23 protein-coding genes and 1 pseudogene are annotated in these 24,660 nt (G+C 38.7%); 7 read left to right on the top strand and 17 right to left on the bottom strand.

Annotation, left to right across the window (positions count from 1 at the left end; genetic code table 11):
* Nucleotides 1–72: 72 nt before the first annotated feature.
* The 3 genes from EU510_RS02350 to EU510_RS02340 all read left to right on the top strand — a co-directional run bounded on the left by EU510_RS02350 (nt 73) and on the right by EU510_RS02340 (nt 4,037).
* The gene (locus tag EU510_RS02350; protein ID WP_149592084.1) at nt 73–1,401 is read left to right on the top strand and encodes a GH1 family beta-glucosidase; all 1,329 of its coding nucleotides are present in this window, start codon (nt 73–75) and stop codon (nt 1,399–1,401) included.
* A 32-nt stretch (nt 1,402–1,433) separates the two neighbouring features.
* The gene (locus EU510_RS02345; protein WP_149592083.1) at nt 1,434–2,960 is read left to right on the top strand and encodes an MFS transporter; all 1,527 of its coding nucleotides are present in this window, start codon (nt 1,434–1,436) and stop codon (nt 2,958–2,960) included.
* 75 nt (nt 2,961–3,035) lie between these two features.
* Complete coding sequence (locus EU510_RS02340) at nt 3,036–4,037, top strand: LacI family DNA-binding transcriptional regulator (protein WP_149592082.1); 1,002 nt, start codon at nt 3,036–3,038, stop codon at nt 4,035–4,037.
* Here EU510_RS02340 and EU510_RS02335 read toward each other — a convergent pair.
* Entirely contained in the window at nt 4,017–4,988 is a 972-nt protein-coding gene (locus EU510_RS02335) for a LysR family transcriptional regulator (protein WP_149592081.1), read from the bottom strand. The two genes, EU510_RS02340 and EU510_RS02335, sit on opposite strands and share 21 nt — an antisense overlap.
* 149 nt (nt 4,989–5,137) lie before the next feature.
* Between EU510_RS02335 and EU510_RS02330 the strand changes: the two genes are divergently transcribed.
* Entirely contained in the window at nt 5,138–6,085 is a 948-nt protein-coding gene (locus EU510_RS02330) for a sodium-dependent bicarbonate transport family permease (protein WP_149592080.1), read from the top strand.
* Between the two features lie 110 nt (nt 6,086–6,195).
* Here EU510_RS02330 and EU510_RS02325 read toward each other — a convergent pair whose 3' ends face one another.
* The 9 genes and pseudogenes from EU510_RS02325 to EU510_RS02290 form a co-directional block, all read right to left on the bottom strand.
* Nucleotides 6,196–6,711: a M23 family metallopeptidase gene (locus EU510_RS02325; protein ID WP_149592079.1), complete on the bottom strand. Its 516-nt coding sequence runs from the start codon at nt 6,709–6,711 to the stop codon at nt 6,196–6,198.
* 77 nt (nt 6,712–6,788) lie between these two features.
* A complete protein-coding gene (locus EU510_RS02320) occupies nt 6,789–7,055 on the bottom strand; it encodes a YrhK family protein (protein ID WP_149592078.1) in 267 nt (88 codons plus the stop codon).
* 402 nt (nt 7,056–7,457) lie between these two features.
* Nucleotides 7,458–7,865, bottom strand: a complete 408-nt coding sequence (locus tag EU510_RS02315; RefSeq protein ID WP_149592077.1) for a hypothetical protein — start codon at nt 7,863–7,865, stop codon at nt 7,458–7,460.
* A 241-nt stretch (nt 7,866–8,106) separates the two neighbouring features.
* Nucleotides 8,107–8,457, bottom strand: coding sequence for an ethanolamine utilization protein EutQ (locus EU510_RS02310; protein ID WP_010553496.1), 351 nt, complete (start codon nt 8,455–8,457; stop codon nt 8,107–8,109).
* Nucleotides 8,454–9,776 carry an NAD(P)/FAD-dependent oxidoreductase gene (locus EU510_RS02305; RefSeq protein ID WP_039488163.1) on the bottom strand — a complete coding sequence of 441 codons (1,323 nt, stop codon included), beginning with the start codon at nt 9,774–9,776 and terminating at the stop codon, nt 8,454–8,456. The genes EU510_RS02310 and EU510_RS02305 overlap by 4 nt, the downstream gene beginning before the upstream one ends.
* Before the next feature lie 3 nt (nt 9,777–9,779).
* Nucleotides 9,780–11,039 carry an FAD-dependent oxidoreductase gene (locus EU510_RS02300; RefSeq protein WP_262501192.1) on the bottom strand — a complete coding sequence of 420 codons (1,260 nt, stop codon included), beginning with the start codon at nt 11,037–11,039 and terminating at the stop codon, nt 9,780–9,782.
* Nucleotides 11,031–11,192: pseudogene (locus EU510_RS19990) on the bottom strand (rubredoxin); the annotation flags it as partial. The gene EU510_RS02300 and the pseudogene EU510_RS19990, both read right to left, overlap by 9 nt.
* Before the next feature lie 99 nt (nt 11,193–11,291).
* On the bottom strand, nt 11,292–12,716 hold the full coding sequence (locus EU510_RS02295) for an aldehyde dehydrogenase family protein (protein ID WP_149592680.1): 1,425 nt from the start codon (nt 12,714–12,716) through the stop codon (nt 11,292–11,294).
* Nucleotides 12,716–13,906 (bottom strand): aromatic ring-hydroxylating oxygenase subunit alpha, encoded by a 1,191-nt coding sequence (locus EU510_RS02290; protein WP_010553492.1) that lies wholly within the window; start codon nt 13,904–13,906, stop codon nt 12,716–12,718. Before EU510_RS02290 ends, EU510_RS02295 begins: the two co-directional genes overlap by 1 nt.
* A gap of 372 nt (nt 13,907–14,278) precedes the next feature.
* Between EU510_RS02290 and EU510_RS02285 the strand changes: the two genes are divergently transcribed.
* Nucleotides 14,279–15,964, top strand: coding sequence for a BCCT family transporter (locus tag EU510_RS02285; protein WP_200218968.1), 1,686 nt, complete (start codon nt 14,279–14,281; stop codon nt 15,962–15,964).
* A 116-nt stretch (nt 15,965–16,080) separates the two neighbouring features.
* Here EU510_RS02285 and EU510_RS02280 read toward each other — a convergent pair whose 3' ends face one another.
* From EU510_RS02280 to EU510_RS02270, 3 genes are all read right to left on the bottom strand, one after another.
* Nucleotides 16,081–17,007 carry a LysR substrate-binding domain-containing protein gene (locus EU510_RS02280; protein ID WP_010553490.1) on the bottom strand — a complete coding sequence of 309 codons (927 nt, stop codon included), beginning with the start codon at nt 17,005–17,007 and terminating at the stop codon, nt 16,081–16,083.
* A gap of 257 nt (nt 17,008–17,264) precedes the next feature.
* On the bottom strand, nt 17,265–18,563 hold the full coding sequence (locus EU510_RS02275; RefSeq protein ID WP_149592075.1) for a porin: 1,299 nt from the start codon (nt 18,561–18,563) through the stop codon (nt 17,265–17,267).
* Between the two features lie 558 nt (nt 18,564–19,121).
* Nucleotides 19,122–19,529 (bottom strand): hypothetical protein, encoded by a 408-nt coding sequence (locus EU510_RS02270; protein WP_149592074.1) that lies wholly within the window; start codon nt 19,527–19,529, stop codon nt 19,122–19,124.
* A 379-nt stretch (nt 19,530–19,908) separates the two neighbouring features.
* On the opposite strand from EU510_RS02270, the gene EU510_RS19985 reads away from it, so the two are divergent.
* Nucleotides 19,909–20,166, top strand: coding sequence for a hypothetical protein (locus tag EU510_RS19985; RefSeq protein WP_262501179.1), 258 nt, complete (start codon nt 19,909–19,911; stop codon nt 20,164–20,166).
* Nucleotides 20,167–20,187: 21 nt separating this feature from the next.
* Complete coding sequence (locus EU510_RS19980; RefSeq protein WP_262501178.1) at nt 20,188–20,457, top strand: hypothetical protein; 270 nt, start codon at nt 20,188–20,190, stop codon at nt 20,455–20,457.
* 103 nt (nt 20,458–20,560) lie between these two features.
* On the opposite strand, the gene EU510_RS02260 is transcribed toward EU510_RS19980, so the two are convergent.
* The 4 genes from EU510_RS02260 to EU510_RS02245 all read right to left on the bottom strand — a co-directional run bounded on the left by EU510_RS02260 (nt 20,561) and on the right by EU510_RS02245 (nt 24,175).
* Nucleotides 20,561–21,811 (bottom strand): cation:proton antiporter, encoded by a 1,251-nt coding sequence (locus tag EU510_RS02260; RefSeq protein WP_007583286.1) that lies wholly within the window; start codon nt 21,809–21,811, stop codon nt 20,561–20,563.
* A 281-nt stretch (nt 21,812–22,092) separates the two neighbouring features.
* On the bottom strand, nt 22,093–22,500 hold the full coding sequence (locus EU510_RS02255) for a hypothetical protein (RefSeq protein WP_149592073.1): 408 nt from the start codon (nt 22,498–22,500) through the stop codon (nt 22,093–22,095).
* A 187-nt stretch (nt 22,501–22,687) separates the two neighbouring features.
* Nucleotides 22,688–23,500, bottom strand: coding sequence for an alpha/beta fold hydrolase (locus tag EU510_RS02250; protein ID WP_149592072.1), 813 nt, complete (start codon nt 23,498–23,500; stop codon nt 22,688–22,690).
* A 42-nt stretch (nt 23,501–23,542) separates the two neighbouring features.
* A complete protein-coding gene (locus tag EU510_RS02245; protein ID WP_007581913.1) occupies nt 23,543–24,175 on the bottom strand; it encodes a hypothetical protein in 633 nt (210 codons plus the stop codon).
* Between the last annotated feature and the right edge of the window lie 485 nt (nt 24,176–24,660).

Below are 24,660 nucleotides of genomic sequence, written 5' to 3'. Positions count from 1 at the left end.
TCCAACAATGAATTTAATATACGCTCTATACAAAGCAAACTTTACCAAAAAAGAAGCAGAGGTTTTCTCTTAATGAAACAATTATCTTTACCTAGTGGCTCACCACTTTTAGCCAAAAATTTTACTTATGGTGTAGCTACGGCCTCATTTCAAATTGAAGGCGGCGCAGCTGATCGCTTGCCATGTATTTGGGATACCTTTTGCAGTAAAGAAGGCAGAATAGTCGATAATTCAAATGGCGATGTAGCCTGCGAGCACTACACTCGCTGGAAAGACGATATAAACCTAATTGAGTCATTAGGTGTAGACGCTTACAGACTCTCAATTTCGTGGCCGCGCGTAATGACTAAAAGCGGTCACTTAAACCCGACAGGCGTTAAGTTTTATACCGACATTTTAGATGAATTAAAACGCCGTAACATTAAAGCTTTTGTAACGCTATACCACTGGGATTTACCACAACATATTGAAGACGAAGGTGGCTGGCTAAACCGTAACACCGCTTACGAATTTGCCCATTACGCAGATTTAATTACCAAAGCATTTGGGGAACGTGTGCACTCATACGCCACCTTAAACGAGCCTTTTTGCAGCTCTTACTTAGGTTACGAAATTGGCGTACATGCGCCTGGCATTGTAGGTCGCGAATTTGGTCGTAAAGCCGCGCACCACTTATTACTGGGTCACGGTTTGGCTATGCAAGTACTTGCTAAAAATAGCCCAAATACACTAAACGGTATTGTACTTAACTTTACGCCTTGTTACTCCGTTACTCAAAGTGAAGACGATTTAAAAGCCACTGCATTTGCTGATGACTATATAAATCAATGGTACATGAAGCCTGTAATGCAAGGTAAATACCCTGATATTATTAAGCAATTACCTAAAGCCCACCGCCCAGATATTTTAGATGGCGACATGGAAATAATTGCTCAACCGCTAGATTACCTAGGGGTTAACTTTTATACCCGCATGCATTATCAAGCAAGCGAAACCAACTTTTACCATGAGCTGCCACATAAAGCGCCAATGACCGATATAGGCTGGGAAATTTATCCTAAAGCGCTGACAGAATTACTTGTATCGTTAAACGAAAAATACACCCTACCGCCTATTTATATTACCGAAAATGGTGCAGCCATGGCTGACGAATTTAAAGACGGTGAAGTGAGAGATAACGACCGTATTGAATATTACCACGAACATTTAAATGCCCTACATAACGCAACCGAACAAGGCGTAAAAGTAGATGGTTACTTTGCGTGGAGCCTAATGGATAACTTTGAATGGGCAGAAGGATATTTAAAGCGCTTTGGAATAGTACACGTAGACTACAACACACAAAAACGAACTGTTAAAGCCAGCGGTAAAGCGTACAGTAACCTAATAACTAGCCGATAATTTATCGGCTTATAACAATAAGAACACACACTGTGAACAAACTCCCTTTATACGAAAAAGTCGGTTACGCCATGGGCGATGCCGGCGCTAACTTAGTATGGCGCGGCGCGCTTGCTTATTTAGCGGTGTTTTACACCGATACTTTTGGCATATCGGCAGCCGCCGCTGCCATGTTGTTTTTGGTGGTAAGGCTATCAGATGGCGTAACCGACATTATTATGGGTATGATTGCCGACAGAACGCAGTCGCGCTTTGGTAAATTTCGCCCGTGGATACTCTACTCCGCACCGTTTTTGGGCTTGTTTATGGTGTTGTGTTTTACTACACCCGACTTTAGCACCACCAACAAACTTATTTATGCCTACGTAACCTACATTGGTTTAACGCTTGCTTACACCGTAAGTAACGTGCCCTACTCGGCACTTATGGGCGTTATGACACCAGACGATACAGAGCGCACAAAGCTCTCTGGTTTTAGGTTTGCAGGTGCGTTTACTGGTGGCTTATTGGTTATGGGTTTTTTACCTGAGCTAGTGGCATTTTTTGGTGGCGGCGACAACGCCAAAGGCTATCAGCTTACTATGTACTTATTTGCCAGCTTACTTATTATTTTAATGGTTATAACGTTTACGACCACCAAAGAGCGTGTAACACCGCACGCCTCAAATGAAGGGAATTTAAAATCAGAGTTATTTGATTTAACCAAAAGCCTGCCATTTATAATCCTACCTTTGCTTGCTACCACCCTGTTTTTTTATTACCGCGATTTATACAGCGGCGTATTTTTTGCCCTTGTTATGGCTGCAATGACATTCGTTATTAAAAAATTACTCAATAAAGATAAGCAAAGCTTAACGGGATCACAACGCGACATGGTTGATCTTCTAACCAACAAACCTTGGTTGGTATTACTCGGCATTGGTTTTTTAACCATGATGTTTAATGGCATAAAATACGGTGTAATTGCGTACTACTTTAAGTACCACGTAGCCAATGAACTCATGGCTGGGCAATACTTTATCGCTTTGTTGGTTGTATCTATATTTGGCGCACTTGCCACAGGTAAACTGGCCGAAATTATGGGTAAACGAAACCTATTTATTGCATCATTAATGCTAAGCGGCATACTCACTACTGCATTTTACTGGGTCCCTAGCGATAACCTGGTTGCTGTATTTACCTTTGGTTGCGCTGCTGAATTTTTTGCCGCAATGATGCCCACATTATTTTTTAGTATGCTTGGTGATTCAGCCGATTATTCAGAGTGGAAAAACAAACGACGTGCTACAGGCCTTATTTATTCTGCGGGTACATTTGTGCAAAAAACCGGAGGTGGTTTTGCAGGTGCATTAGTATTAGTGGTACTTGCAGACTACGGCTATAACGGTATGGATGAGCTAACAATTACGCAAGCCCTACCTGGTATGCAGTTACTTATGAGCTGGATACCTGCCGCATTTGCTTTTTTAGGCGCCGCATTGATGCTTATTTATCCGCTTACTTCAGCGATGACGCAAAAAATAACAGAAGACTTAGCAATTAGACGCAGTAATGTGTAAATTAACTTTTAATGATTCTTCGCGCTTTATATTTTTATAAAGCGCGAGTAAAAATACATATAAGCTAGGACATCAATGGCGACAATTTATCAAGTATCAGAAATGGCAGGTGTGTCTTTATCAACTGTTTCAAGGGTACTTAACGACAACGACTACGTAAGCAAAAAAACTAAAAAAAAGGTATTAGAAGCAATGAAAGAGCTAGGCTATCAGCCAAGTTCTATTGCTCGCTCTTTGGCGTCTAGCACTACAAACAGCGTCGGTATTTTAGTTTCTGAGTTGGATGGTCCGTTTTTTGGTCAAATGATGTCAGCCATTGAAGAGCACCTTCGTATTGCGGGTAAACACGTTATTATTACCCCTGGACACAGTGACGAAAAAAAAGAAAAAAGCGGCTTTGAATTTTTAATAGGCCGTAATTGCGACGCTATTATTGCCCACGTAGAAGCGGTATCAAACGAGTACCTAATTGAGTTAAGTAAAGGCAAAACCCCTATTTACTTAATGAGCCGCTACGTTAAAGAAATTGAAGAAAACTGCATTAGCCTCGACAACGTAATGGGCGGCTACTTAGCCACTAAAGCCATGATCAACAAAGGTCATAAAAACATTGCGTACATAGCAGGCCCGCAGTTTAAAGAAGACGCGTCAAACCGTTTAAAAGGTCACAAACAGGCATTAGCAGAATACAACCTAACCTTTGACGAAAAGCTATTTTACATAGGCGACTTTAAAGAAACCGGCGGCAGCGACGGCTTAAGGCATTTTATTCAAAACAAAGCGCAAATAACCGCCCTTGTATGTGCCAATGACGAAATGGCATCGGGTGCTATGAAATACGCCCGCGAACACGGTTTTAACCTACCAAAAGATTTAGCCATTATTGGGTTCGATAACGTAATTTTTACCAATTATCTCTACCCAACACTGACTACAATAGATAACCCAGTTCCCGAAATGGGCCGAGCTGCGGCTAACTTAGTACTTAAAGACATTTACAAAAAAAGCGGCATAACAGTAAAGCGCGTGTTTCAGCCAAAGCTTATTTTAAGAGACTCAACACCGGATATTAATTAACTTTAAATCTAAGTTATGTAAGTTATGTAACTCATTGCGTACCCACTGCGTATCTAAATATTGCTCTACGTGTTGCTGCGCAAACTTTAAAAAATTACGTGCAGCATGTGATATGTGCCTGTCTGTTCGCATTACAAAATACCAATGACTCGCCAGATGTGCATCGGTTACGTTTAAAATTTTAAAACTAGTATCGTCTTTTGCAAGTACATGGCGTGATAAAACCGCAATGCCCATCCCCGATGCAACTGCAACGCGTATTGCTTCATTACTCGCCATTTGCACGCTATCGCTCAGCACTAACCCTCGGCTTTGTAACTCGCTTTCAAATAACATACGTGTTGCTGAGCCATTTTCTCGCAGTAAAAAGCGATACTGCATTAAATCAGTTAATTTAACGGCTTTTACATTAGCTAACGGGTGGTTTAACGGCACTATAAATTCTAGTGGATTATGCAAAAAGCGCGCAGCTTGTGCGTGTTCAAGCGACGGCGGGTGGCTAAATACATAAATATCGTCCTCCCCTCGCTCAAACCTATCAAGCACCTCTGCCCTGTTACCTATTTCAAGCGGAAGCTCAACATGGGGATGTAAATTACTATAAGGTCCAAGCAATTTTGGCAAAATATATTGCGCGGTATTAACCATGGCAATTTTACAACGCCCGCGCGCTCCGCCATTAAGCTCGGTTAAAAAATCTTCATAGTCTTCAAAATGTCCAAACACCTGTTGGCATGTTTTAAACAGTTCAAGCCCTGCATCGGTCACATGTAGCTTTTGCTGTTGTATAAGAAGTAGTGGCTCGCCTACTGCTTCTTGCAGTCGCTTTATTTGTAGCGATACCGTTGGCTGTGTTAGGTGTAAACGCCTTGCGGTTTCGCTTATTGAACCCGTTTTAACCACGCTCATAAATACTTCAAGCAACCTAAACGATATATGTCGTAAATCCATACCTACCTCATAATGTACCTAATAATAGTTACCTAACAAGTAACCCATAGATAAACACCTATAACTAACTCGTATTTATTTTATTATTTACTATACAAAGTTTTATCTACAATAGCGCTACTTAATTTACCAACTAGTAAGGAAAGCCAGTGCCAGATATTGTTGTTATGTTTTTTATTTTAGGATTAGTAGCGGGTATTTTACGCTCTGATTTGGCCATTCCAAAAGCCACCTACGACACATTAAGCTTATTGCTCATGTTAACTATCGGCTTAAAAGGCGGTATGGTGCTGCACGGTAACTTAAGCTGGCAACTACTGCCCGAAATGGGATCGGTAATGCTACTTGGCGCACTTATACCCCTCATGCTTTACCCTATTTTAAAATACGTGATTAAACTCTCTGTTGCTAATAGCGCCAGCATTGCCGCACATTACGGCTCAGTGAGTGCTGGTACATTTGCTGTTGCGCTCGCCTATGCCGAGTCAACTAAATTAGTAGTAGGTGCAGAAGTAACCTTGTATTTAGTGATGCTAGAACTCCCTGCAATTATTGTTGGTTTATTGCTTTACCGAAAGCTTGATAAAAAAAACGGCCAAAACAATGAGCTGTCGTTAAAAGCCCTTTGGCACGAAACTCTCACAAACAAAAGCGTAATTTTGCTCATCGGCGGCGTGGTTATCGGTATGATGTACGGCACGGTGCAAGGCAGCCAAGTAACGAGCCTTTTAACCAGTAGCTTTAAAGTTGTACTTGCATTATTTTTACTAGAAATGGGTTTAGTAGCCGCGCAAACTCTTCGCCCTATCCCTTGGAAGCATTGGAAACTAGCGGTATTTGCTATCGTCACCCCACTATTTTTAGGCACGATTGGCACAGCAGTAGGTACACTTTTAAATTTAGAATTAGGCTCAGTAGTTATATTGGGCAGCTTAGTAGCCAGCGCCTCATACATAGCCGCGCCCGCTGCAATAAAAGCGGCAATCCCTAAAGCCGATATTGGTCTTGCTATGCTGAGCTCACTCGGTGTAACTTTCCCGTTTAATGTGATTGTTGGTATTGGTTTATATCACCACTTTGCACTAGCAATGCAGTAAACAAACAAATCAGTATTAACAATTAAAATTTATTACTTTAAAGCTGTTAAGCCCATTTTATAAGGGATTAACAGCTAAATTAAAAAGGCCATTTATAGTAAATACAATGGTCACTTAATCGTTAATTTTTTATGTGGGCTCAAAAAAAACATCTTTTTCCACCCTTGGTTTTGCGTTGTAAAAAGCCACGGCATAGGCACTAAAGATAAAATAGAATAATGCACATGAGGCTGTTTTCCCGCCGCATTTCCTGTATCACCTAATAAACCAATCTGGCTATTTATACTAACCATATCACCGGTATTTACTGAGTAATTATTTAAATGTGCAAAGTAATGTATTCGCCATTTAGGCCCAAGTACTGCAACCGCTTTACCACCTCGGCTTAACTCACCTGCAAATATAACAACACCGCTTGTTGAGGCAACCACGGGGGTATTTTTTGTGCCAAAAATATCAATTCCTTTGTGCACACCCGACCTACCCCAAGGCTCGTACCAAAACGTGTTATGGTTCCAATCTTTACTTGTGGCACCTTGTACCGGAATCATTATTTTTTCGGGAATTAGTAAGCCTACTATTAATAAAGTAGCTATTCCAATTACAATCCACTTAAGTGCTTTCAATGCTCTATCCTTGATATTTAAATAACTTATACTGGTAAATTATTAGCCATAATAACTGAACTCATCATGAGTCGTATTTATGGTGTTTTATTTGAATGAAACACCCGACTAACATGTACTAAGCTGATCAATTTCAAAACAGGTTTTATAAGCAATTGAGCACTGCCCGCTATAAACAGCCATGTGCCACTCTCTATTAATGAGTCATTTAAAAAGAAAAAACTGCCAATTAAAAACCACACAGCAATCAAAAAATCGTTAAACGCTCCCAGCGCTTCATATCGTCGCTGAATGGTAATATGCTCTTGCCCTAAATCTAAAATAAACTGATTACTGGGATTCATAAGTACTGCTCACTCTTTTATTTCATAATTTAAAAAGCCTGTTTTTACAAGCTAAGCCGCACCATACAATAACAAAATTTACGCAATAAAAGATATCAGCATTAGAGTAGGTCCGGCTAAAACATTGAGCATCAGAGGTATTTTTTCATCAAATTTATAAGTTATATTCGTAAACAAGATAACTAGAATTTGAGTTTTAAGTTAGCAGGCTTTGCTAAAATTAAATCTGCAATGGCCGCTTTATCACCGTTACCACATTCAACAAAGCCTATCGTAAACAATATTAAAGTAACTAACTGACTTTTTAAAAGTATATAAATACAAAAACCCCACGCTAAGTCTTACCTAACGTGGGGGTTTTTACTCGCAAACTTTATAGCTAATTCAAGCTATAAAGTTAATCTAAAGAGATAACTCTTTTTTAGCGCGAGTTAAGTTATGTGTTACAAGTGAGTTTTTAGAAATTTGAACCGCTTCATATAAATCAGAAATACCAGCAGTGTCTTTTTGAGCCTTAATACGTGCTACACCACGGTTACTTAATGCAAACGATGTAAGTTCACGTACTTTTAAACGTGGACCATGGCTTTGCTTAAGCAATGCAATTGCTTGTGTACAAATAGCTTCTGCTTCTTCGTAGTTTCTTGATTCAACATTTAAAGCACAGCTATTAAATGATTTTTCAAATGCGGGTGCTGCAGTTACAGAGTCTTCAATAACCATTAATTTGTAATCACCTTGATTAGCCATTGCAGCTGAGCAAGTTAATAATGAGCCAAGAGCGATGGTTTTTAAAAGTGTAAATTTCATGATTATATTCCTAATTAATTAAGTCGTACTTGTTGCCGACAACTAAACTTTAGAGTGTTAGCTCAATTACCACAAACGATAAAAACAAACCTAATAAGTGAATAAATCTAACCTATAGACTTTAGTCTAATATTTGGTTTTAAATTTACCTAAATTACAAAAATTGAGATCTTCTAATATACTAAAAAAGCCCTTAGTTTGGTTGCACTAAGGGCTCAGGAACTATGTGTAGATTTAAAAATTAAACTATTCCATGTATTTCTTTCCAATTACCTGGGTGTACCACATAGCCAAATAACGCATGCCCGCCGTATACCAATTCTGTATTCTCAGGTATCCATAACATTTGACCCGGATGAACCAAATGCGTTTCTCCATTTGCAGTTAGCTCAAAGCACCCTTCAATTACAAAAATAACTTCATCGTATAAAACGGTCCAAGCAACTTTCGCCCCTTCCCACTTAGCAAAACCCACTCCAATGTGAGGTGATATTTCTGTGCTTAAAGCACGTGCAACATAAGCCATACCAAGGGTCTCCCCTCTAACATTAAAATCTAGATTTTTGCTGTCTACTAATTTAACTTGTTTCATATTTCGCTCCGGCTTAACCATTTAGCTAAACTAATTCGGCTTTTAACACCAATACCTAAAAACGGCTCTGGAGGATTAAGGCTAGGCATACCTGTAACGTGTTGAATATCGTCGAGGGATTCTGATTGTTCGCCCATCACTAAATCTGCTAATAATGTTCCTGATACTGTGCCCCACGCAATGCCTACACCGTTATCACATGCACTGGCATATACGCCATCATCTAATTCGCCAAAAAAGTTGGTAAAATTACGAGAAATTGCATAAGTACCTCCCCACGAATGGGTAAAAGGAACGTCAATTAACTGAGGATAACGTGCTAAAAACACTTTACGGTGATCATCCTGAATCTGTTTACGCACATTTTCATTTACAGTGGAACTAGCACCGTATTTATCGACATGCTTGTAAGTATTACGAATTAATATGCGGCGATCTGCTGTCATTCTTATCGTTGTGCCAGCATGATCTGCGGGTGTTAAGCCCCAATCTAACAACCCTGTATACGCTTTCATTTCATCATCGTTTAAAGGCCTGGTCCAACTAGCAAAAGTCATGACAGGTAATAATCGATTTTTTAAAAAGCCAAACTCTCGCGTAAATATACTAGTACCAAGCAGTAACTTAGGTGTTTTAACTACACCATGCTTAGAGTGCAGTAGCCACTTCCCATGCTCTTTAGATAAGTTATTTATTGGCGAGTTTTCTAATACCTCAACATTATCAGGAAGGTTATCTCCTAACCCGCATGCTAAAGCCGCAGGCTGAACTAAATAACCACCAGGTGTATAAATAGCGCGACTGTAATAGTTTGTACCCAATACTTTAGAAAGATCATCTCCATTTATATGTTGGTAAGGCTCACCTAAATCTTTCATTAAGTGTTCAAAATGATCTAAGTAAGCTTCACCACGCTCACCGACTGCACCTTGATATTTACCAGCTGCAGACCATTGGCAATCAATCTTATATTTCGACACTAAACTCGAAAGCTGATCTATCGCTGAGCGATTAAGCTTAAGTAGCTTTTGCTTATGCGCAGGATCTGGATGCTCTAATGAAAATTTATGCGGTAGATCAATTACAAAGCCTGAGTTTCGACCCGATGCTCCTTGCCCAATACGCTGCGCATCAATCAGTATAATACGTGCATTAGGCGCATGCAAAGCTAGTCGCCTAGCCATTGCAAGTCCAGCGAACCCGCCACCTAGTACAACGTAATCGGCAGTTTGTTCACCTGTTAGTCTAGGTTTTTCTGGTGTTTTAGTTATTGCATGATACCAACCACATGTAGCATCATCGTTTGGTAAATGAATCATTTATTACTCCGCTACAGTAAGCTGTTTTGTATTAAGCTGCTCAAGTAAGTGGCTTCTATTTATCTGAGCTTGTTTACCCAAAAGGGCAAAACCTAGTAATAAACCATCAACAGAATAAAACCGAGCAGTTAAACCATCATCAATCTGCTCTATTTGCCACCCACCAAGTGCCCCTACTGCCGCAGGATAAATAGATAAAGGCATGATTGGAGTTTTCACTATCACTGGTGAACATGTAAAAATAGCTTTGGTCAAGTCGCCTAATAAACAAGAAACCAATGAAGGCACAAGCTGATTAATTGGCGCTATAAATGGCTGCCAGCCTTGACTTGTTTCGGCGCAATCACCCAATGAAAAAATAGTTTCATCACTTGTTTGACCATAGTCGTTAACCTTTATACCTCGGCCAACTTCAAGGCCAGCTTGCTCTGCTAATGCTGTATTTGCTTTTAAGCCAACGGCCGATATAACTAAATCAGCTTCAATTACTTTTCCACTTTGTAAATGTAATTGAGAACTTCCATCAGGCTCAGCGTCAATATGAGAAATACTGTCTTCTAAAAACCAAGAAACCCCAATATCGGTCAATGATTTCTTTAAACGCTCTCCTAATATTTGTGGAATTAAGCGCTCAATTGGCCATTTACCTAAACCAATTACACTCACGTCATAACCACTTGCACTCAAATCGTTGGCAAATTCACAGCCAATTAAACCATCACCTAGAATAGCGATGCGTTTTTTTCCTGTAAGCTCATTTTTAAAACAGCGATAGTCTGTTAAATCATTAATACTTAATACATTACTACAATCGCCAGCAATCGGGATTTTAATAGCAGAAGCACCAGTGGCTAGTACTAACTTGCTATATTCATAGCTGCCAATATTAGTATTTAGGGTCTGCTTATTCCTATCAATCTTTTCTACTCGAGTATGAGGGTAGACACGAATATTAAGCCTTTGCTCCCACTCTAACGCACTTTCATTTTGTAAATCGTCACAACTTTTACCTAATGCAAATGAATTAGATAGTGCCGGTTTACTATAAAGCGCGCCGTTATCAGCAGTAATAACAGTAATAGGGACCGTTGAAGATTGCTTACGAAGTGCTGCCGCTACTTGATAACCACTATGCCCACTGCCAATAATAACAATCGGTTTTAAAGTAATGTCTGATTTTAGGTCTTGTGCTGCAATAGGTTGAGCCTGCTCGATTAGCTCCACATGACTCGCTACTTGAACGTCGTCTTGTGTGATCTCCATCATTTCAAAATCAGCTTTACCTACTAAACAATCTGGGCAGACCCAATCTTCTGGTACATCTTCCCAACGAGTGCCTGGTAAAATGCCATCAGCTGGCCAGCCTTGAGCCTCATCGTAAATAAGACCACAAATAATACAGAGCCATTTTTTCATATCTCTCATCCTACTGACTTTATTTAAAACACCTGTTGCATTCACTTTATTGAATAAAAAAATAAGAAGTGAATGCGAGTAACAAGCCGAAATATTGTTTTAATGATGCAAACGAATCGCAATATTGCGGGTTTGAACATAGCTATAAATTGCTTCTTGGCCTTTTTCTCGCCCAAAGCCAGACAAGCCCACACCACCAAAAGGGGTTTCAATACCACCGGCAAACCATTCATTAACAAACACTTGGCCACCTCTAAGTTGCTGAGCAACATTAAATACATGGTTTAAGCCCTCACCAAACACACCCGCAACTAAACCAAAGTCGGTTCCATTAGCAATAGCAACAGCTTCAGTGTCTGTATCAAACGGCATAACAACAAGTACAGGGCCAAATACTTCTTCTTGCGCTATTGTCATTTCTGGCGTTGCTTCAATTATGGTTGGTGCTACAAAGTAGCCAGGCATATCAGGTATATAGCCACCGGTGATGATTTTTGCGCCTTCTTTTTTAGCTTGCTCGATCATTGCCATAACACTGATTTGCTGCGCTTTTGAGACAACAGGCGTTAAATCAGCTTGCTCTTCGCCAGAGCCAATCAATAAGCTTTCAGCCATTTTTACCACTGCGTCTTTCACTTCTGTATAACGGCTTTTATGTACTAATAAACGCGACATAGCAGAGCAAACTTGTCCAGCATTAAAAAATATCCCGCTGCGTACACTACTTACAACGTTTTGTAAGTCAGCATTATGTAAAACAATAGCGGCAGATTTACCGCCTAATTCCATTACTGAAGGTGTTGCTCTCGCAGCAGATGCTTTAAGAATATGCTGCCCTGTAGGCACTGAACCCGTAAAAACAATTTGATTTACTTCAGCGTGTTCAACTAAATGGTTACCTATAACTGAGCCTTTTCCGCAAAGTAAGTTTATTGATCCCTTAGGAAAACCACAGTTTTCAAGTGCCCTAATTAAATACACCATGCCTACTGGTGATATTTCAGGGGATTTAATAACTACGGCATTACCTGCAGCAAGCGCCGGGGCTAAAGAGCGTGCACAAATAGACACTGGAAAATTCCAAGGCACTATTTGAACCGATACACCCATAGGCACATATTGAGTAAAATCAATGTAGTCTTTACCAAGCGGAATAGAGGTACCTTCGAGTTTATCCGCCATACCTGCGTAGTATTCAAAATAGCGAGCCGATTCTAAAAATTCGTCTTTAGCATCTTGCAAAGATTTACCATTTTCGCGACATAGCTCGAGCGCCCCTTCATCAGCAATATCTCTTATTGCTTGCGCCGCATTGAGCATCCAGTGTGCGCGCATCGCAGGGCGTATATCGTTTAACTCGCCGCTATTAACGCATTGTCTAGCCGCTGCCATCGCTTTATCTGCATCGTTAATCGTCGCACTAGCAATTGTTGCGTATAACTGCCCAGATGCAGGATTAATTACATCTATATGGGTATCAGCATTAAGCCATTGACCGCCTATATAATTAAGGTAATGTGCCATCACTCTTGCTCCGTCGCCGATTTAACTTGTTTTGCTAACCATGTTTGAAAAAAGTGAGTTGGCTTGTCCATTTCCGGAGAAAAAGCACCACCACCAAATCCAGGAGAGTAACGTCCTTGCTGCATGCCTTCAACCGCAATAATGTCTTCGCTAAATACCACGCGCCAAGACTCAACGGTCGACGTTCTACATGCCGCATATTCATCTTTCATTGCCTCGTCACCCACATAAAAAATGCGTAATCGCTCAACTGTTTTATCGGTATTTACCGGGTCAATCATCATCGCAAATGCATGGTCGGCTTGAATGCCAATTAAAACATTAGGAAATAGCGCAATATATTCGGCTTGACGTAACTTGTCCTCAGGCCAGTTAGGGAATTTAGGTAAGTGTGTACCGGCGGTATCAGAAAGGTTATACGCTAAGCTACCCTGACCAGAGAAATGCTCATTAAACATAATGTTATAATGATCTTCTAACTTAGAGTAACTATTTAAAGCGGGGTGTATCCAAGGTAAGTGGTAGGCTTCACAAAAGTTTTCTATTGTTAGTTTCCAGTTACTATTTACTTCTATTTCAATGTGTCCGCTCATATTTACGCGACGCAATAAATCTAAACCGTCATTACCAATAAATTGTTCCCAACGTTTTTCAAGCGGTGCAATGTGCTCTTCAAAACTTGCAGCATCGCCCGACAAGTTAACAAAAACCATATCCATCCAAATGGCTGAGCGCAGTGCTTTTAACCCATGATTTTCACACTTAAAGCGCTCGTCTTTATGCTTTGCAATACCACCAATATGAGGAGTCCCCTTTAAGTTACCGTCCAGATCGTATGTCCAAGAATGATAAGGGCAGCGGATCATGCCTTGTACTTCACCCTCTTCATGAATCAGCTTCATGCCTCGGTGACTACATACATTATGAAAAACCTGCACATCGCCTTGGCGGTTTTTCATTAGTAAAAGTGGTAAATCCATAAAGTTAATTGGCTTTACGTAACCATTTTTTGTCAAATCAGAAGCGAAACCAACACAGACCCATGTGCTGCCAAAAACCTGATCGCGTTCAAATTTAAAATACTCTGGATTGGTATAAGCCTCATTAGGCATCCCTGTGGCCTCATGAATAGGATTAAGTACACGATCAATCTGCTGAATAGGGATTATTTTTTGTTTTACATTGCTCATGCTATTTCTCCAAACGGTGTGTGTGATGAAAGATAAGTCCTAACTTTTAATTTAAGAAAAACAAATTAAGCGTTTTTATTTAAATTAAACTCTCAGGCCATAACTACATTTTGTTATCAACTGACTTGATTTTGATTAACAACAGTGCACTAAACAAACGATTTTTGCGCCACCTATCGATGAGTTTTTATCATGCATAATTGTTGAACTTAACACCTGAAAAGGCTTTAGAGTAATAGCACTAAATTACAGGTATAACTAAAGCTCATGGATTGATGAGAATTTATAATTTGTAATGAGGAAGTAATTTTTCTAGTTTTGAAACACTGTTTAACAAAAAGCAATAAAAAATACACATACACAGGACAACACATGACACACTCCACAATAAGAGCTAAGTCCGGAATTTTTAAGGGACTCAACCCCACGGTTACCATTGCTTCCAAAGTAATTTTAATCGCCTTTATTTTATTTATTGTGATACTCGCTAATAAAGCAGGTCACTACTTTGAAACTCTCGCTACTTTCTTACTTTATAATATGAAGTGGTTTTCTATTGGCTTAGTTTCGCTCGTGGTCGCCTTTTTGATTTATCTTATGGTTAGCCGTTATGGCCATATTAGATTAAGCGAAAACGACAACGACAAGCCCGAATTTAGCTTTTGGGCTTGGATTTCAATGTTGTTTTCAGGCGGGATGGGAATAGGTTTAGTTTTTTGGTCAGTCGCAGAGCCTATGTGGCATTACGCAGATAATCCATTTACCGAAGGGTTGACCGACGAATCAGCCTCAATGTCGATGCAGCTAACTTTTTATCACTGGGGTCTTCATCCATGGTCACTTTTTGTTATTGTCGCACTAGCCCTCTCTTATTTTTCTTATCGTAAAGGCCTACCATTCACTTTTAGATCTATTTTATATCCTATCGTAGGGGAACGTATTTACGGCCCAATTGGTCATATTGCCGATATCATTACCGTTGCTGTAACTGCCTTTGGTATAGCCCAAACTTTAAGCCTCGGTGTTATACAAATAAACTCCGGATTACAACAAACTTTTGGTATTGATATAAGCCTAACAACACAAACTATTTTAATTGTTACTTTATGTACCATCGCTGTTGGTTCAGTGCTTTCAGGGGTTGGCCGAGGTATTCGTTTATTATCGCAATGGAATATGCTGCTTTCTCTATTATTAGTATTAATTGTTTTAGCAATTGGACCTACTCGATACATCTTTAATATTTTTTTCGAAAGCACTGGTAACTACCTTCAAAATATTGTGCAAATGGGATTATGGACCGACACACAAAAAGACACCAATTGGCAAAATTCGTGGACTAGCTTTTACTGGCCATGGTGGATGACCTGGGCGCCTTTTGTAGGCATGTTTATTGCCCGTATATCTAAAGGTCGCACAATTCGTGAACTTATAGGCGGTGCACTGATAGCACCGACAGCCATTGCATTTATTTGGTTATCTGTGTTTGGTGGCAGTGCATTAAAAATAGAGCAAGACGAGCGAAACGCCTTTGAAAAAAATAACGTTGCAGCTCAAGTAAGCAATTCAGAGCAAGTAATTAAGCAAGATGTATTTATAGGTGGAACAGTCCTTGAGGCCACAAAAGAAGACAGCACGCGCGCACTGTTTACATTATTTAATAACTTAGATGAAGGTTTATTAGGGACGATACTCAGTATTCTAGCGTGTATATTGCTCGCAACTTACTTTATCACCTCTGCAGATTCAGGAACGTTAGTCCTGTGCATACTTGATGCCGCAGGCGATACTGAACCACCTAAATCTATACGTGTCTTATGGGGAGTTGCAATTGCGGTGATTTCATGGGTATTAATTTATGCAGGCGGATTACAAGCAATTAAATTTGCCTCCATTATTATTGGTTTTCCTATCTCGATTTTTATTTTAATGATGGGTGTAACGCTATTTTATAGTATTCGACGCGAGCCAAAACCTTGGGCAATGCTTCCACAACATGTTCGCCCAGGTAAAGATCAACTCGACGAACCAATAAAGCATACTAATACAATCAACTAAGCTACTAAATAAGCACAAAATACGCGCTGCTCTTAGGTTTGCTCCTTAGGCAGCGCATTCATACTATTAAATATCAGAATCTACACGCCAAATTCTAACCTCAAAACCGAGGGTAATTAAACGAGTCCTCGTTCACCTACCTCATCTGGAATTTGTTGTAACAACCATTCTCTAAAGTGCTTAACGCTTGTTGGCATACGACCACGATTATTAGGTTCTATCATAGAAAACTTAGAACCTGTAGTAAGTACATGTTCTGTTGGCCGGATCAATACTCCACTTTGTAAGTATTCATCAACTAGTGACCCCCACGCTAATGCAATGCCTTGACCGTTAATTGAAGCTTGTAAAAGCATTGGGTAGTTATTAATATTTATACGGTTTCTTGGCTCAAGTTGCTCAAGCCCAACACCCGCAAACCACTCTTCCCAGTTAACCCAGCCCATTTGTGTTTCATCTAGGTGTAAAATTGTTTTAGTAAAAATATCTTCCGGTTTAGTTGGACTGCCTATTTTTTCTAAATAAGAAGGGCTACACACCGGAAAAACTTCTTCGCAAAACAACGTTGTTATATTCATATTGGCAGGTTGGGTTCTGCAGTAAAATAAAGCGAGATCACACTCCAAGCGGTTTAAATCAACCTCGTTATCGGAGGCTAAAATACGCAAATCAATATCATCGTGTAAATTTTGAAACTCGGCGACTTTAGGTAACAACCATAACGAAGCCATGGCATTTGTTGTTGCTACAGTTATTTTTTTATCACCTTGCCATTTTTTAACTTGCCCAGTTATATCTGCAATATCAACTAAAGAGCGGCTGATTGCCTGATAATATTGAAGCCCCGTTGGTGTTAAATGAATACTTCGGCTTGCTCTAATAAAAATAGCCTTACCTAAGTACTCTTCTAATTGTCGAATTTGACGGCTAATTGCCCCTTGCGTCACATTTAACTCTTTTGCAGCAATAGTGAAGCTTGAATGTCGTGCAGACGCTTCAAATGCCACTAAACTATTTAACGGCGGTAACGGATTAATTTTCATATAGCTTCCTACTTTGTCTCTACTCAATAGAAAAGACTGACCAACCAATTTGAGAATACATACACGTTTATAAGGTATAAATTAAGGTGAGTAATTTGCAGGTAATTGTTGTGGTCAACTCATTGTTCGCTTGAGTTTTTCTACCAAGTCGATTGCCAGCAACCTATCATCTCAAATAGACTAATTCACTGTAAACGATTATAAAAAGTAATATAAGAGCATAAACTTATTTCAAGCAAAGCTTATGCTCTTCTTTTTTAAAAATAATAACCAATATTAATATTAAAACGGCGCTCAGTTTCATCGCTGTCACCAGCAATTGAGCCACCAACAAACGGCTGGTTTTTAGCGTGTACTAAGTCAAAATAGGTGAACAATCCACCGGCAGCAACTGAAAACCCTGTTACGTTCATCCAAGTATCTGCACTGCTATCAGATTTATCGTAAATTACTCCGTAATCATTATAAAACTGCAAAGCGGTTACAGGCCCCCATTTTACAGGTAAGTTGTAAGCAATATTTGCATTGGTTGTAGTGGCCTCAGCAGCAATACTGTCATAAAACGAGTACGCACCTACAGCCATGGTGTTTGCGTTTTCTATATCGTAATTGTATTCGCCATGTTGAAACTGTAAATTCCACGGCCCTAAATTACTATTCACATGCACTGCCCACGCATAATAATCACCCGCTCTGTCTACACCATCATGTAATCCACCACTTAAAGCAGAACAGCCAACCTCAGTCTTCCCTTTATCGTGTTCAATATGATAGCCATAACGCGCGGAAAATGTATTATATTCAGCAAGTGGATTATCAAGCTCTGCGTATGTCCCCTCCTGTGCGCCCCTAAAACCCACTACATCATATGAATAGCGATCACTACGGTTATCAACATAGCCATCTATGCCACCTAGCTCATCATTTTTAAAAAAGCCTAAATCAAGCTGCCAATTATCTGCTATTTTACGTTTAAATATCACCCCTAAATCGTGGTCATCCTCGAGCCCAATGTAGTAATTAGTACTAAAAAAATAGCTGTGCGAATTATAAGGCCAATTACCAAATGGTACCTTTGTAATACCGGCTTGTACTTGCCAAATGTCAGCAAAATCATATGTTGCATAAGCATATTTAACTGCGGTCATATAATCAAAAAAACGGATCTCGGCATTTAGTTTTACACCACCTACATCGCCTGTAAAATTTATCCTAAAAATATCAAAATCAAAATCCCCACCTCTGTTTTTACTGCCATCCTCGTACGACGTATAACTGTAGTTAGTACGAACAGCACCACCTACTTTTATTCCTCCTGCTTTTTGCTCAGCTACAACATCTTGCGCTTCGCCACTATTTGATAGTTTTTCAGTATTGCGTTTTATGGCATTTATTTCATTTTTATTGGCGTTTGCAAGCTTAAGCTGTAAATTTTCAACCTGTTGCTGTAATTCGCTTAATTGCTGTTTAACTGTGTCTAGATCATCGCTTGCATTAGCACTACAGGTAACAACCCCCATAGCAACGGCTAAAGCCGATAGTTTAAAAGCTCTCATTGTGTGTCCTTGTGTGCCGTGTTGATGTTTTATTATGTGTAGCATTACTCGTTTTTTTATTACTTTTAGCTTTGTATTCACGTAAACAGGCAATAATACAATTACAAAAAAAACAATAATTCCATTAAAAAGTAAGCCTAATCACACGTTAAAACCAACCGCGTAAAAGCAATAATGCTAATAAAAACAGATGTTTTTCGGTAGATTAAATATGACTAATAATTATTAACCACATTTATTATTTATTAAAATTAGCTCTCAAATTCTGCTTAACATTTCAGCAACAAACAAACTACTTTTTTGATAGGTCACCATGAGAATTAATCATCAATTAATTCTAAGCGAGGCTATAAGTGCACAGATTTAAAACACAAGGGATGCTGGGCGTTATATGAGGAGTGTTACTTTTATATTGTGATGATGTATGTAATGCATTTTATCAATGCTATAAACACGAAAAAGCCGATGTTGGGGTTTAACCCAACATCGGCTTTTTTACTCTCGCTATTTTATATTATGCTTTAGTAAGCACTCTATAAAACACGTTATAAAGGTTTTTTATAACGATAATTCTTCTTTAGCGCGAGTTAAGTTGTGCGATACCATTGAGCTGTTAGACAATTTTGATGCTTCGTATAAATCAGCAAGTGCAGCTGTATCGTTATGCGCTTTTAAACGTGCAACACCACGGTTGCTTAATGCGAATGACGTAAGTTGGCGTACTTTAAATTTAGGGCCATCTGCGTCTTTTAAAAGTGTGATTGCTTTAGTACAAATTGCTTCCGCTTCAGCGTAGTTTTTTGACTTAACATTCAGTGCGCAGCTATTAAATGATTGCTCAAGTGGCTGTGGCGCTGTTGCAGTTTCAATAACCATTAATTTGTAATCACTTTGATCAGCCATTGCAGCAGCTGAACATGTTAATAGTGAGCTAAGAGCGATAGTTTTGATAAGTGTAAGTTTCATGGTCATATTCCTGATTAGTTAAGCCGTGCTTGTTGCCGACAACTGAACTTTAGAGAATTACCACAACCCCGACAAACGATTAAAACAAACCTAATAAGTGAGAAAAATTAACCTATAGACCTTAGTCTAATACGTTTAAGTTTTTTCTATATATTTAAATAACTTACGAACTAATGATCGTGCCTAAAATCGCTACTTTAAGTTTTAAAATGTATATAATTATTTATGTCTTTTTTTAGTTGGTTTTATTTTAAACACCTTACTTTGGCATAGCTGAGTAACAATCAAACAAATTTATACATTTAATTACATGCAATACTAAGTCATGTATTTATAATTACAGCTCTGGTAACTTTTCATCATTAATGGATTAACTTTTTTGAAACACACACTTCCTCTTTTTGTTTTATTAAGCACGCTTTTATCATTTAGCCAAAATGCTAACGCAAGGCTTTTACTCGGTAACAACATGCCTAACACCGGTATTTTTATAAAATCAGAATTTAATGGCGATAGCAGCATTACATCTGCGGGTGTAGAAATGATGGTTAAGCAAAATTACAGTAACTTTGGTGTTGTTTTTACCAGCGCAATTGGCGCGGCAGTAATCGATAATAAACAAGGCGAGCAAGAATAATTTATAACGTGGGACAATGGAATGAAGCTTGGTTATTTTAATGACTTTTTTATATACGCCGAGCTTGGCTTAGATCTGTTCGAACTTGCCTTTAAAAACGATAGAGGCGACAACACCTACCAAATAGAAAAATCGAACAACGACATAGACGGCTACGCAGGTATAGGTGCGGGTTATCACTTTAAGCCATTTAAAATAGAAGTATTTACCCGAGCACGCCAAATAGATGGCGACTACTGGGAAGCACAAGAACATATTTACAGCGGTGTGCAGCTCAGCTTTACGTTTTAATTACCCTTTTTTTATAAGAAAAATAAAAAGCGTGTGAAATACAGCTATTTCACACGCTTTTTAAAAAATTACATTTAACAGGTTTGATCTAACCAATTTATATTTAACGGATAGTTTTGGCTACTTTACCAATACTCAAACCCTGAATTAAAATAGAAAACACCACAACCGCATAAGTAAGAGCCAATAAAATATCGCGCTCGTTCCCATCAGGTAACTGCAATACCAGTGCAACCGAAATACCACCGCGCAAGCCACCCCAGGTTAAAACTTTCCATGCACCAGATGGCAACTCTAATTGCTTATTAAATGTAGTGGTTGTTATACCCACAACAATTAAACGTGCCATTAACGCTATAAAAATAGTTAAGCCACCAGCAATAAACAAATTACTCGAAAATGCAATCATGACGACCTCGAGCCCTATGAGTACAAATAAAATGGCATTTAAAATTTCGTCAATCAGTTCCCAAAATAAATCAACGTAATGGCGTGTTTTGTCGCTCATAGCCATACTACGACCATGATTGCCCACCATTAACCCCATCATTACCATTGCAAGTGGGCCCGACAAATGCCAATGGCTTGCCAATGCATAACCACCAATAACGCCCGCTAAAGTAAGTAGCACCTCTTCTTGGTAACTATCAATACTTTTAAGTAAGTAATATAAAATACCACCTAATACCAAACCAAAAACAATACCGCCACCGGCTTCAACCGCCAGCGTGTGCGCTACATAATAGGTTGTAGGAATATCACCACTTGATAAAACACCCAATAAAAGCACAAAAATAACCACGCCTATACCATCGTTAAACAACGATTCACCCGCAATCACGGTTTCAATACTTTTAGGCGCTCCCGCAGATTGTAAAATTCCCATTACCGCAATCGGATCAGTTGGCGAAATTAATGCGCCAAACAGTAAACACCAAATAAACGCTAAATCAAAACCAAGCAAAGGAAGCACTAAATAAAGCGCGCCTGCAATAATAACCGTAGATAACAACGTACCAACACAGGCCAAAATACCTATTGGCAATTTATAGCGCCTTAAATCGCTAACATTTACATGCAGCGCCCCAGCAAAAAGCAGCATAGAGAGCATGCCATCGAGCAAAACCTCGGTAAAATCTAACTGATCGAGTAAGCTCACTTCGTAATCTATAAGATCATCAAACCCTAAAAAGCCCAAAAATATAGCGCCGATAGATAAAAGCATCGAAATAACCATAACGCCAATGGTTGTTGGCAAGCCAATAAAGCGATGGTTTACATAGGTGAGTAACGCGGTAATTGATAAAAATATCGCACTTATTTCAAGTACGCTTAGGCTGGTTCCTGGTGCCATGGTTTAAATCTCAATATTTATTTAATGATGCCTTGCTCAAAATAAGCAAAGCAGAAGGGGTATTATTTTTTATACGGTTATCTCGCATTATATTCGCGTAGCCTAAACAAGCATACCCAAAATATTAATTATAAATACACACCCTACTCTATTAACGTATTTAAGGTATTAACTTACGCATTAAATAAAACAAAAAAGCCCATGTTAGGAATTAACCTAACATGGGCTTTTTTACTCTCGCTATTTTATAACATGCTTTTGGTAAGCACTTTATAAAGTGTTTATAAAGAAAGCTCTTCTTTAGCGCGAGTTAAGTTGTGCGATACCATTGTACTTGTAGACATTTGGTTTGCTTCGTATAAATCAGCAAGGCCAGCAGTGTCATTATTCGCTTTTAAACGTGCAACACCACGGTTGCTTAATGCGAATGACGTAAGTTGGCGTACTTTAAATTTAGGGCCATCTGCGTCTTTTAAAAGCGCGATTGCTTTAGTACAAATTGCTTCAGCTTCAGCGTAATTTTTTGACTTAACATTCAGTGCGCAGCTATTAAATGATTGCTCAAGTGGCTGTGGCGCTGTTGCAGCTTCAATAACCATTAATTTGTAATCACTTTGCTCAGCCATTGCAGCAGCTGAACATGTAAGTAGTGAGCTAAGAGCGATAGTTTTGATAAGTGTAAGTTTCATGGTCGTAATCCTGTTGGTTAAGCCGTGCTTGTTGCCGACAACTAAACTTTAGAGAATTAACACAAAACCGACAAACGATTAAAACAAACCTAATAAGTGAATAAATCTAACCTATAGACTTTAGTCTAATGCCAAATTACTAATTTACGCCAATTGGTATTTATACAATCAGCAACCAAATCAACACCTATTTAGTATGTTCAAGCAACTTAACTACTTGGGCTACAACCATTTCTGGCTCATCATTTTGCGGATAGTGATAGCTCTTATTTGTTATTACTATTTCACCTTGAGGAAATGCATTAGCCCATTTTGAGTGTAAGTCGCCCCACATTTCACGCGCTTTGTCGGTAAAAAATAATACCGATGGCTTTTTATACTTTTTAACTGAGGCAATTACTGTCACGGGTATGTCAGCAATTTGTGGATAATCAGGCAGTGGACGTTTTGCCCAAAAATCTAAATACTGATTCGACATTCCATTTTTCATATCGTCGAGCTTTATAGCTGCAATTTCTTTTTCAGCGCGTAGCAAATCAATTGCGCGCATAATATCTACATCGTGCTCTGAGGCAGGCTCAATTAACATCAACGCTTTAATTTGATTAGGGTATGTTGCAGCAAATACACGTGCAATATAAGCACCATAAGAGTGCGCAACATACACAACAGGCTCTTCTATTTTCAGTGTTTTGAGTAATAACACAGCCTCAGCTGCATATTCTTCTGAGCTATAGTTTTTCTTTATTTGCGTAGAACCACCATTACCAATACGAGAATACCGTATAACTTTACCGTGCTTGGTAAGTGATTCAAAAACCGGTTCCCAATCACTTAAACCAGCAGAGCCGCCCGCTTCAAGTAAAATAGTATGTTTACCTTTACCAGCTAGCTCGTATTCAACGTCAAAGCCATTTACTTGAACTTTAGCCAGTCCAGCTAAAGCACTAGTAGATATAAGGAATGAGCAAAGGAATGTTACTTTTAATTTTAATCTCATTGCTTTCTGAACCAAAAAATCTCTTATTAAGATTTATTTATATTATTTAGTACCTGAAAAAGAACCGCTGACGATCCGTTCCCAAACTTGCTTATCAAAATATATACCAGAAACTTTACATGCTACTTCTGCAAATTCGATGTGCGAAGGGGAACTAAATTGAAAGTGATTGCGGTCACGAAGTACTTTGCTTGTGTGGTAAATAACATCAATAGCTACCAGTAATAACCCACCGGTATGAAATTGGATTGATGATTTAAATGCAAATCTATCTTTAGGCTCTATATTAAGTGATGCATTAAACCATTCTTCAATTTTACTCTCTCGACTATATATTTTCTCAGATAGGTTTGCTGAGACTTGATTTAGGTTTTTTATCAATAATCGAACCTCTTTTGAAGGTATGTCTTTTGATGCTGCCAGTTCAAGTAATAGACTATTAACAAAACTCATATCTAGCTTACGTAGCCCTGAGTACTTTGATTTTAAATTTGAGTCGAAGTCATCTAATAACCCTTTGATATGGCTAGCAAAAATATCTTTAATTATTTCAAATTCATCATATAAAGCTTTATTTTGTGCTTTGACTCTGTCATTGAACATTTTTACAGTAAAATAGTGCCCCATATAACCACCAGCTAAAGCACATAGAAGTCCAATTATCATATTTACCATTAATCACTTTCTCCATTAGTCAAAGCCGCTATTAATTTAATGTTCAAAATGCTTATATTCCCTATTTATAAAATATTACCCTTATAACTACATTAATAAAGACATTTTCACCACACTAACTAACAATATTAGCGACTGGTATTGTTACATTATTAAACATCACTAACACATCATTTATCACCCAAACCTATAAACTCCCTCGCCCATATGCCATAATCTAAATAATTCATTATTTTAGTAACTTGGCGCGCATTTAGGCGTTTTAAGTTAACTACTCAGGGTTTTCAGCATGGCATATCAAGAGCAAAATCAAGCAACAATCTACTGGCACGACTATAGTTAAAACTAGTTAAGATCTTGTTTTTATTTGTACAATTAAAAACTTTCAAATAATTTATACACATATTTATACACACTTACTCTACAAATTCAAAAAAAGGGCTAAAGCCCTTTTTTAATTTAATAATTCTTTATTTATAGATACG

Source organism: Pseudoalteromonas sp. FUC4, assembly GCF_008370255.1.
Classification (GTDB): domain Bacteria; phylum Pseudomonadota; class Gammaproteobacteria; order Enterobacterales; family Alteromonadaceae; genus Pseudoalteromonas.
This window is presented reverse-complemented; position numbering and strand designations above follow the sequence as displayed.

Excerpts from the sequence above, each read along its gene's own strand:
- EU510_RS02305 (WP_039488163.1), bottom strand. The coding sequence starts at position 9,776 with ATGATTCATTTACCAAACGATGATGCTACATGTGGTTGGTATCATGCA.
- EU510_RS02290 (WP_010553492.1), bottom strand. The coding sequence starts at position 13,906 with ATGAGCAATGTAAAACAAAAAATAATCCCTATTCAGCAGATTGATCGT.
- EU510_RS02275 (WP_149592075.1), bottom strand. The coding sequence starts at position 18,563 with ATGAGAGCTTTTAAACTATCGGCTTTAGCCGTTGCTATGGGGGTTGTT.
- EU510_RS02295 (WP_149592680.1), bottom strand. The coding sequence starts at position 12,716 with ATGGCACATTACCTTAATTATATAGGCGGTCAATGGCTTAATGCTGAT.
- EU510_RS02255 (WP_149592073.1), bottom strand. The coding sequence starts at position 22,500 with ATGAAACTTACACTTATCAAAACTATCGCTCTTAGCTCACTACTTACA.
- EU510_RS02310 (WP_010553496.1), bottom strand. The coding sequence starts at position 8,457 with ATGAAACAAGTTAAATTAGTAGACAGCAAAAATCTAGATTTTAATGTT.
- EU510_RS19980 (WP_262501178.1), top strand. The coding sequence starts at position 20,188 with ATGAAGCTTGGTTATTTTAATGACTTTTTTATATACGCCGAGCTTGGC.
- EU510_RS02285 (WP_200218968.1), top strand. The coding sequence starts at position 14,279 with ATGACACACTCCACAATAAGAGCTAAGTCCGGAATTTTTAAGGGACTC.
- EU510_RS02260 (WP_007583286.1), bottom strand. The coding sequence starts at position 21,811 with ATGGCACCAGGAACCAGCCTAAGCGTACTTGAAATAAGTGCGATATTT.
- EU510_RS02315 (WP_149592077.1), bottom strand. The coding sequence starts at position 7,865 with ATGAAATTTACACTTTTAAAAACCATCGCTCTTGGCTCATTATTAACT.
- EU510_RS02245 (WP_007581913.1), bottom strand. The coding sequence starts at position 24,175 with ATGGTAAATATGATAATTGGACTTCTATGTGCTTTAGCTGGTGGTTAT.
- EU510_RS02350 (WP_149592084.1), top strand. The coding sequence starts at position 73 with ATGAAACAATTATCTTTACCTAGTGGCTCACCACTTTTAGCCAAAAAT.
- EU510_RS02300 (WP_262501192.1), bottom strand. The coding sequence starts at position 11,039 with ATGGAGATCACACAAGACGACGTTCAAGTAGCGAGTCATGTGGAGCTA.
- EU510_RS02270 (WP_149592074.1), bottom strand. The coding sequence starts at position 19,529 with ATGAAACTTACACTTATCAAAACTATCGCTCTTAGCTCACTATTAACA.
- EU510_RS02280 (WP_010553490.1), bottom strand. The coding sequence starts at position 17,007 with ATGAAAATTAATCCGTTACCGCCGTTAAATAGTTTAGTGGCATTTGAA.
- EU510_RS02320 (WP_149592078.1), bottom strand. The coding sequence starts at position 7,055 with ATGAATCCCAGTAATCAGTTTATTTTAGATTTAGGGCAAGAGCATATT.
- EU510_RS02250 (WP_149592072.1), bottom strand. The coding sequence starts at position 23,500 with ATGAGATTAAAATTAAAAGTAACATTCCTTTGCTCATTCCTTATATCT.
- EU510_RS02335 (WP_149592081.1), bottom strand. The coding sequence starts at position 4,988 with ATGGATTTACGACATATATCGTTTAGGTTGCTTGAAGTATTTATGAGC.
- EU510_RS02340 (WP_149592082.1), top strand. The coding sequence starts at position 3,036 with ATGGCGACAATTTATCAAGTATCAGAAATGGCAGGTGTGTCTTTATCA.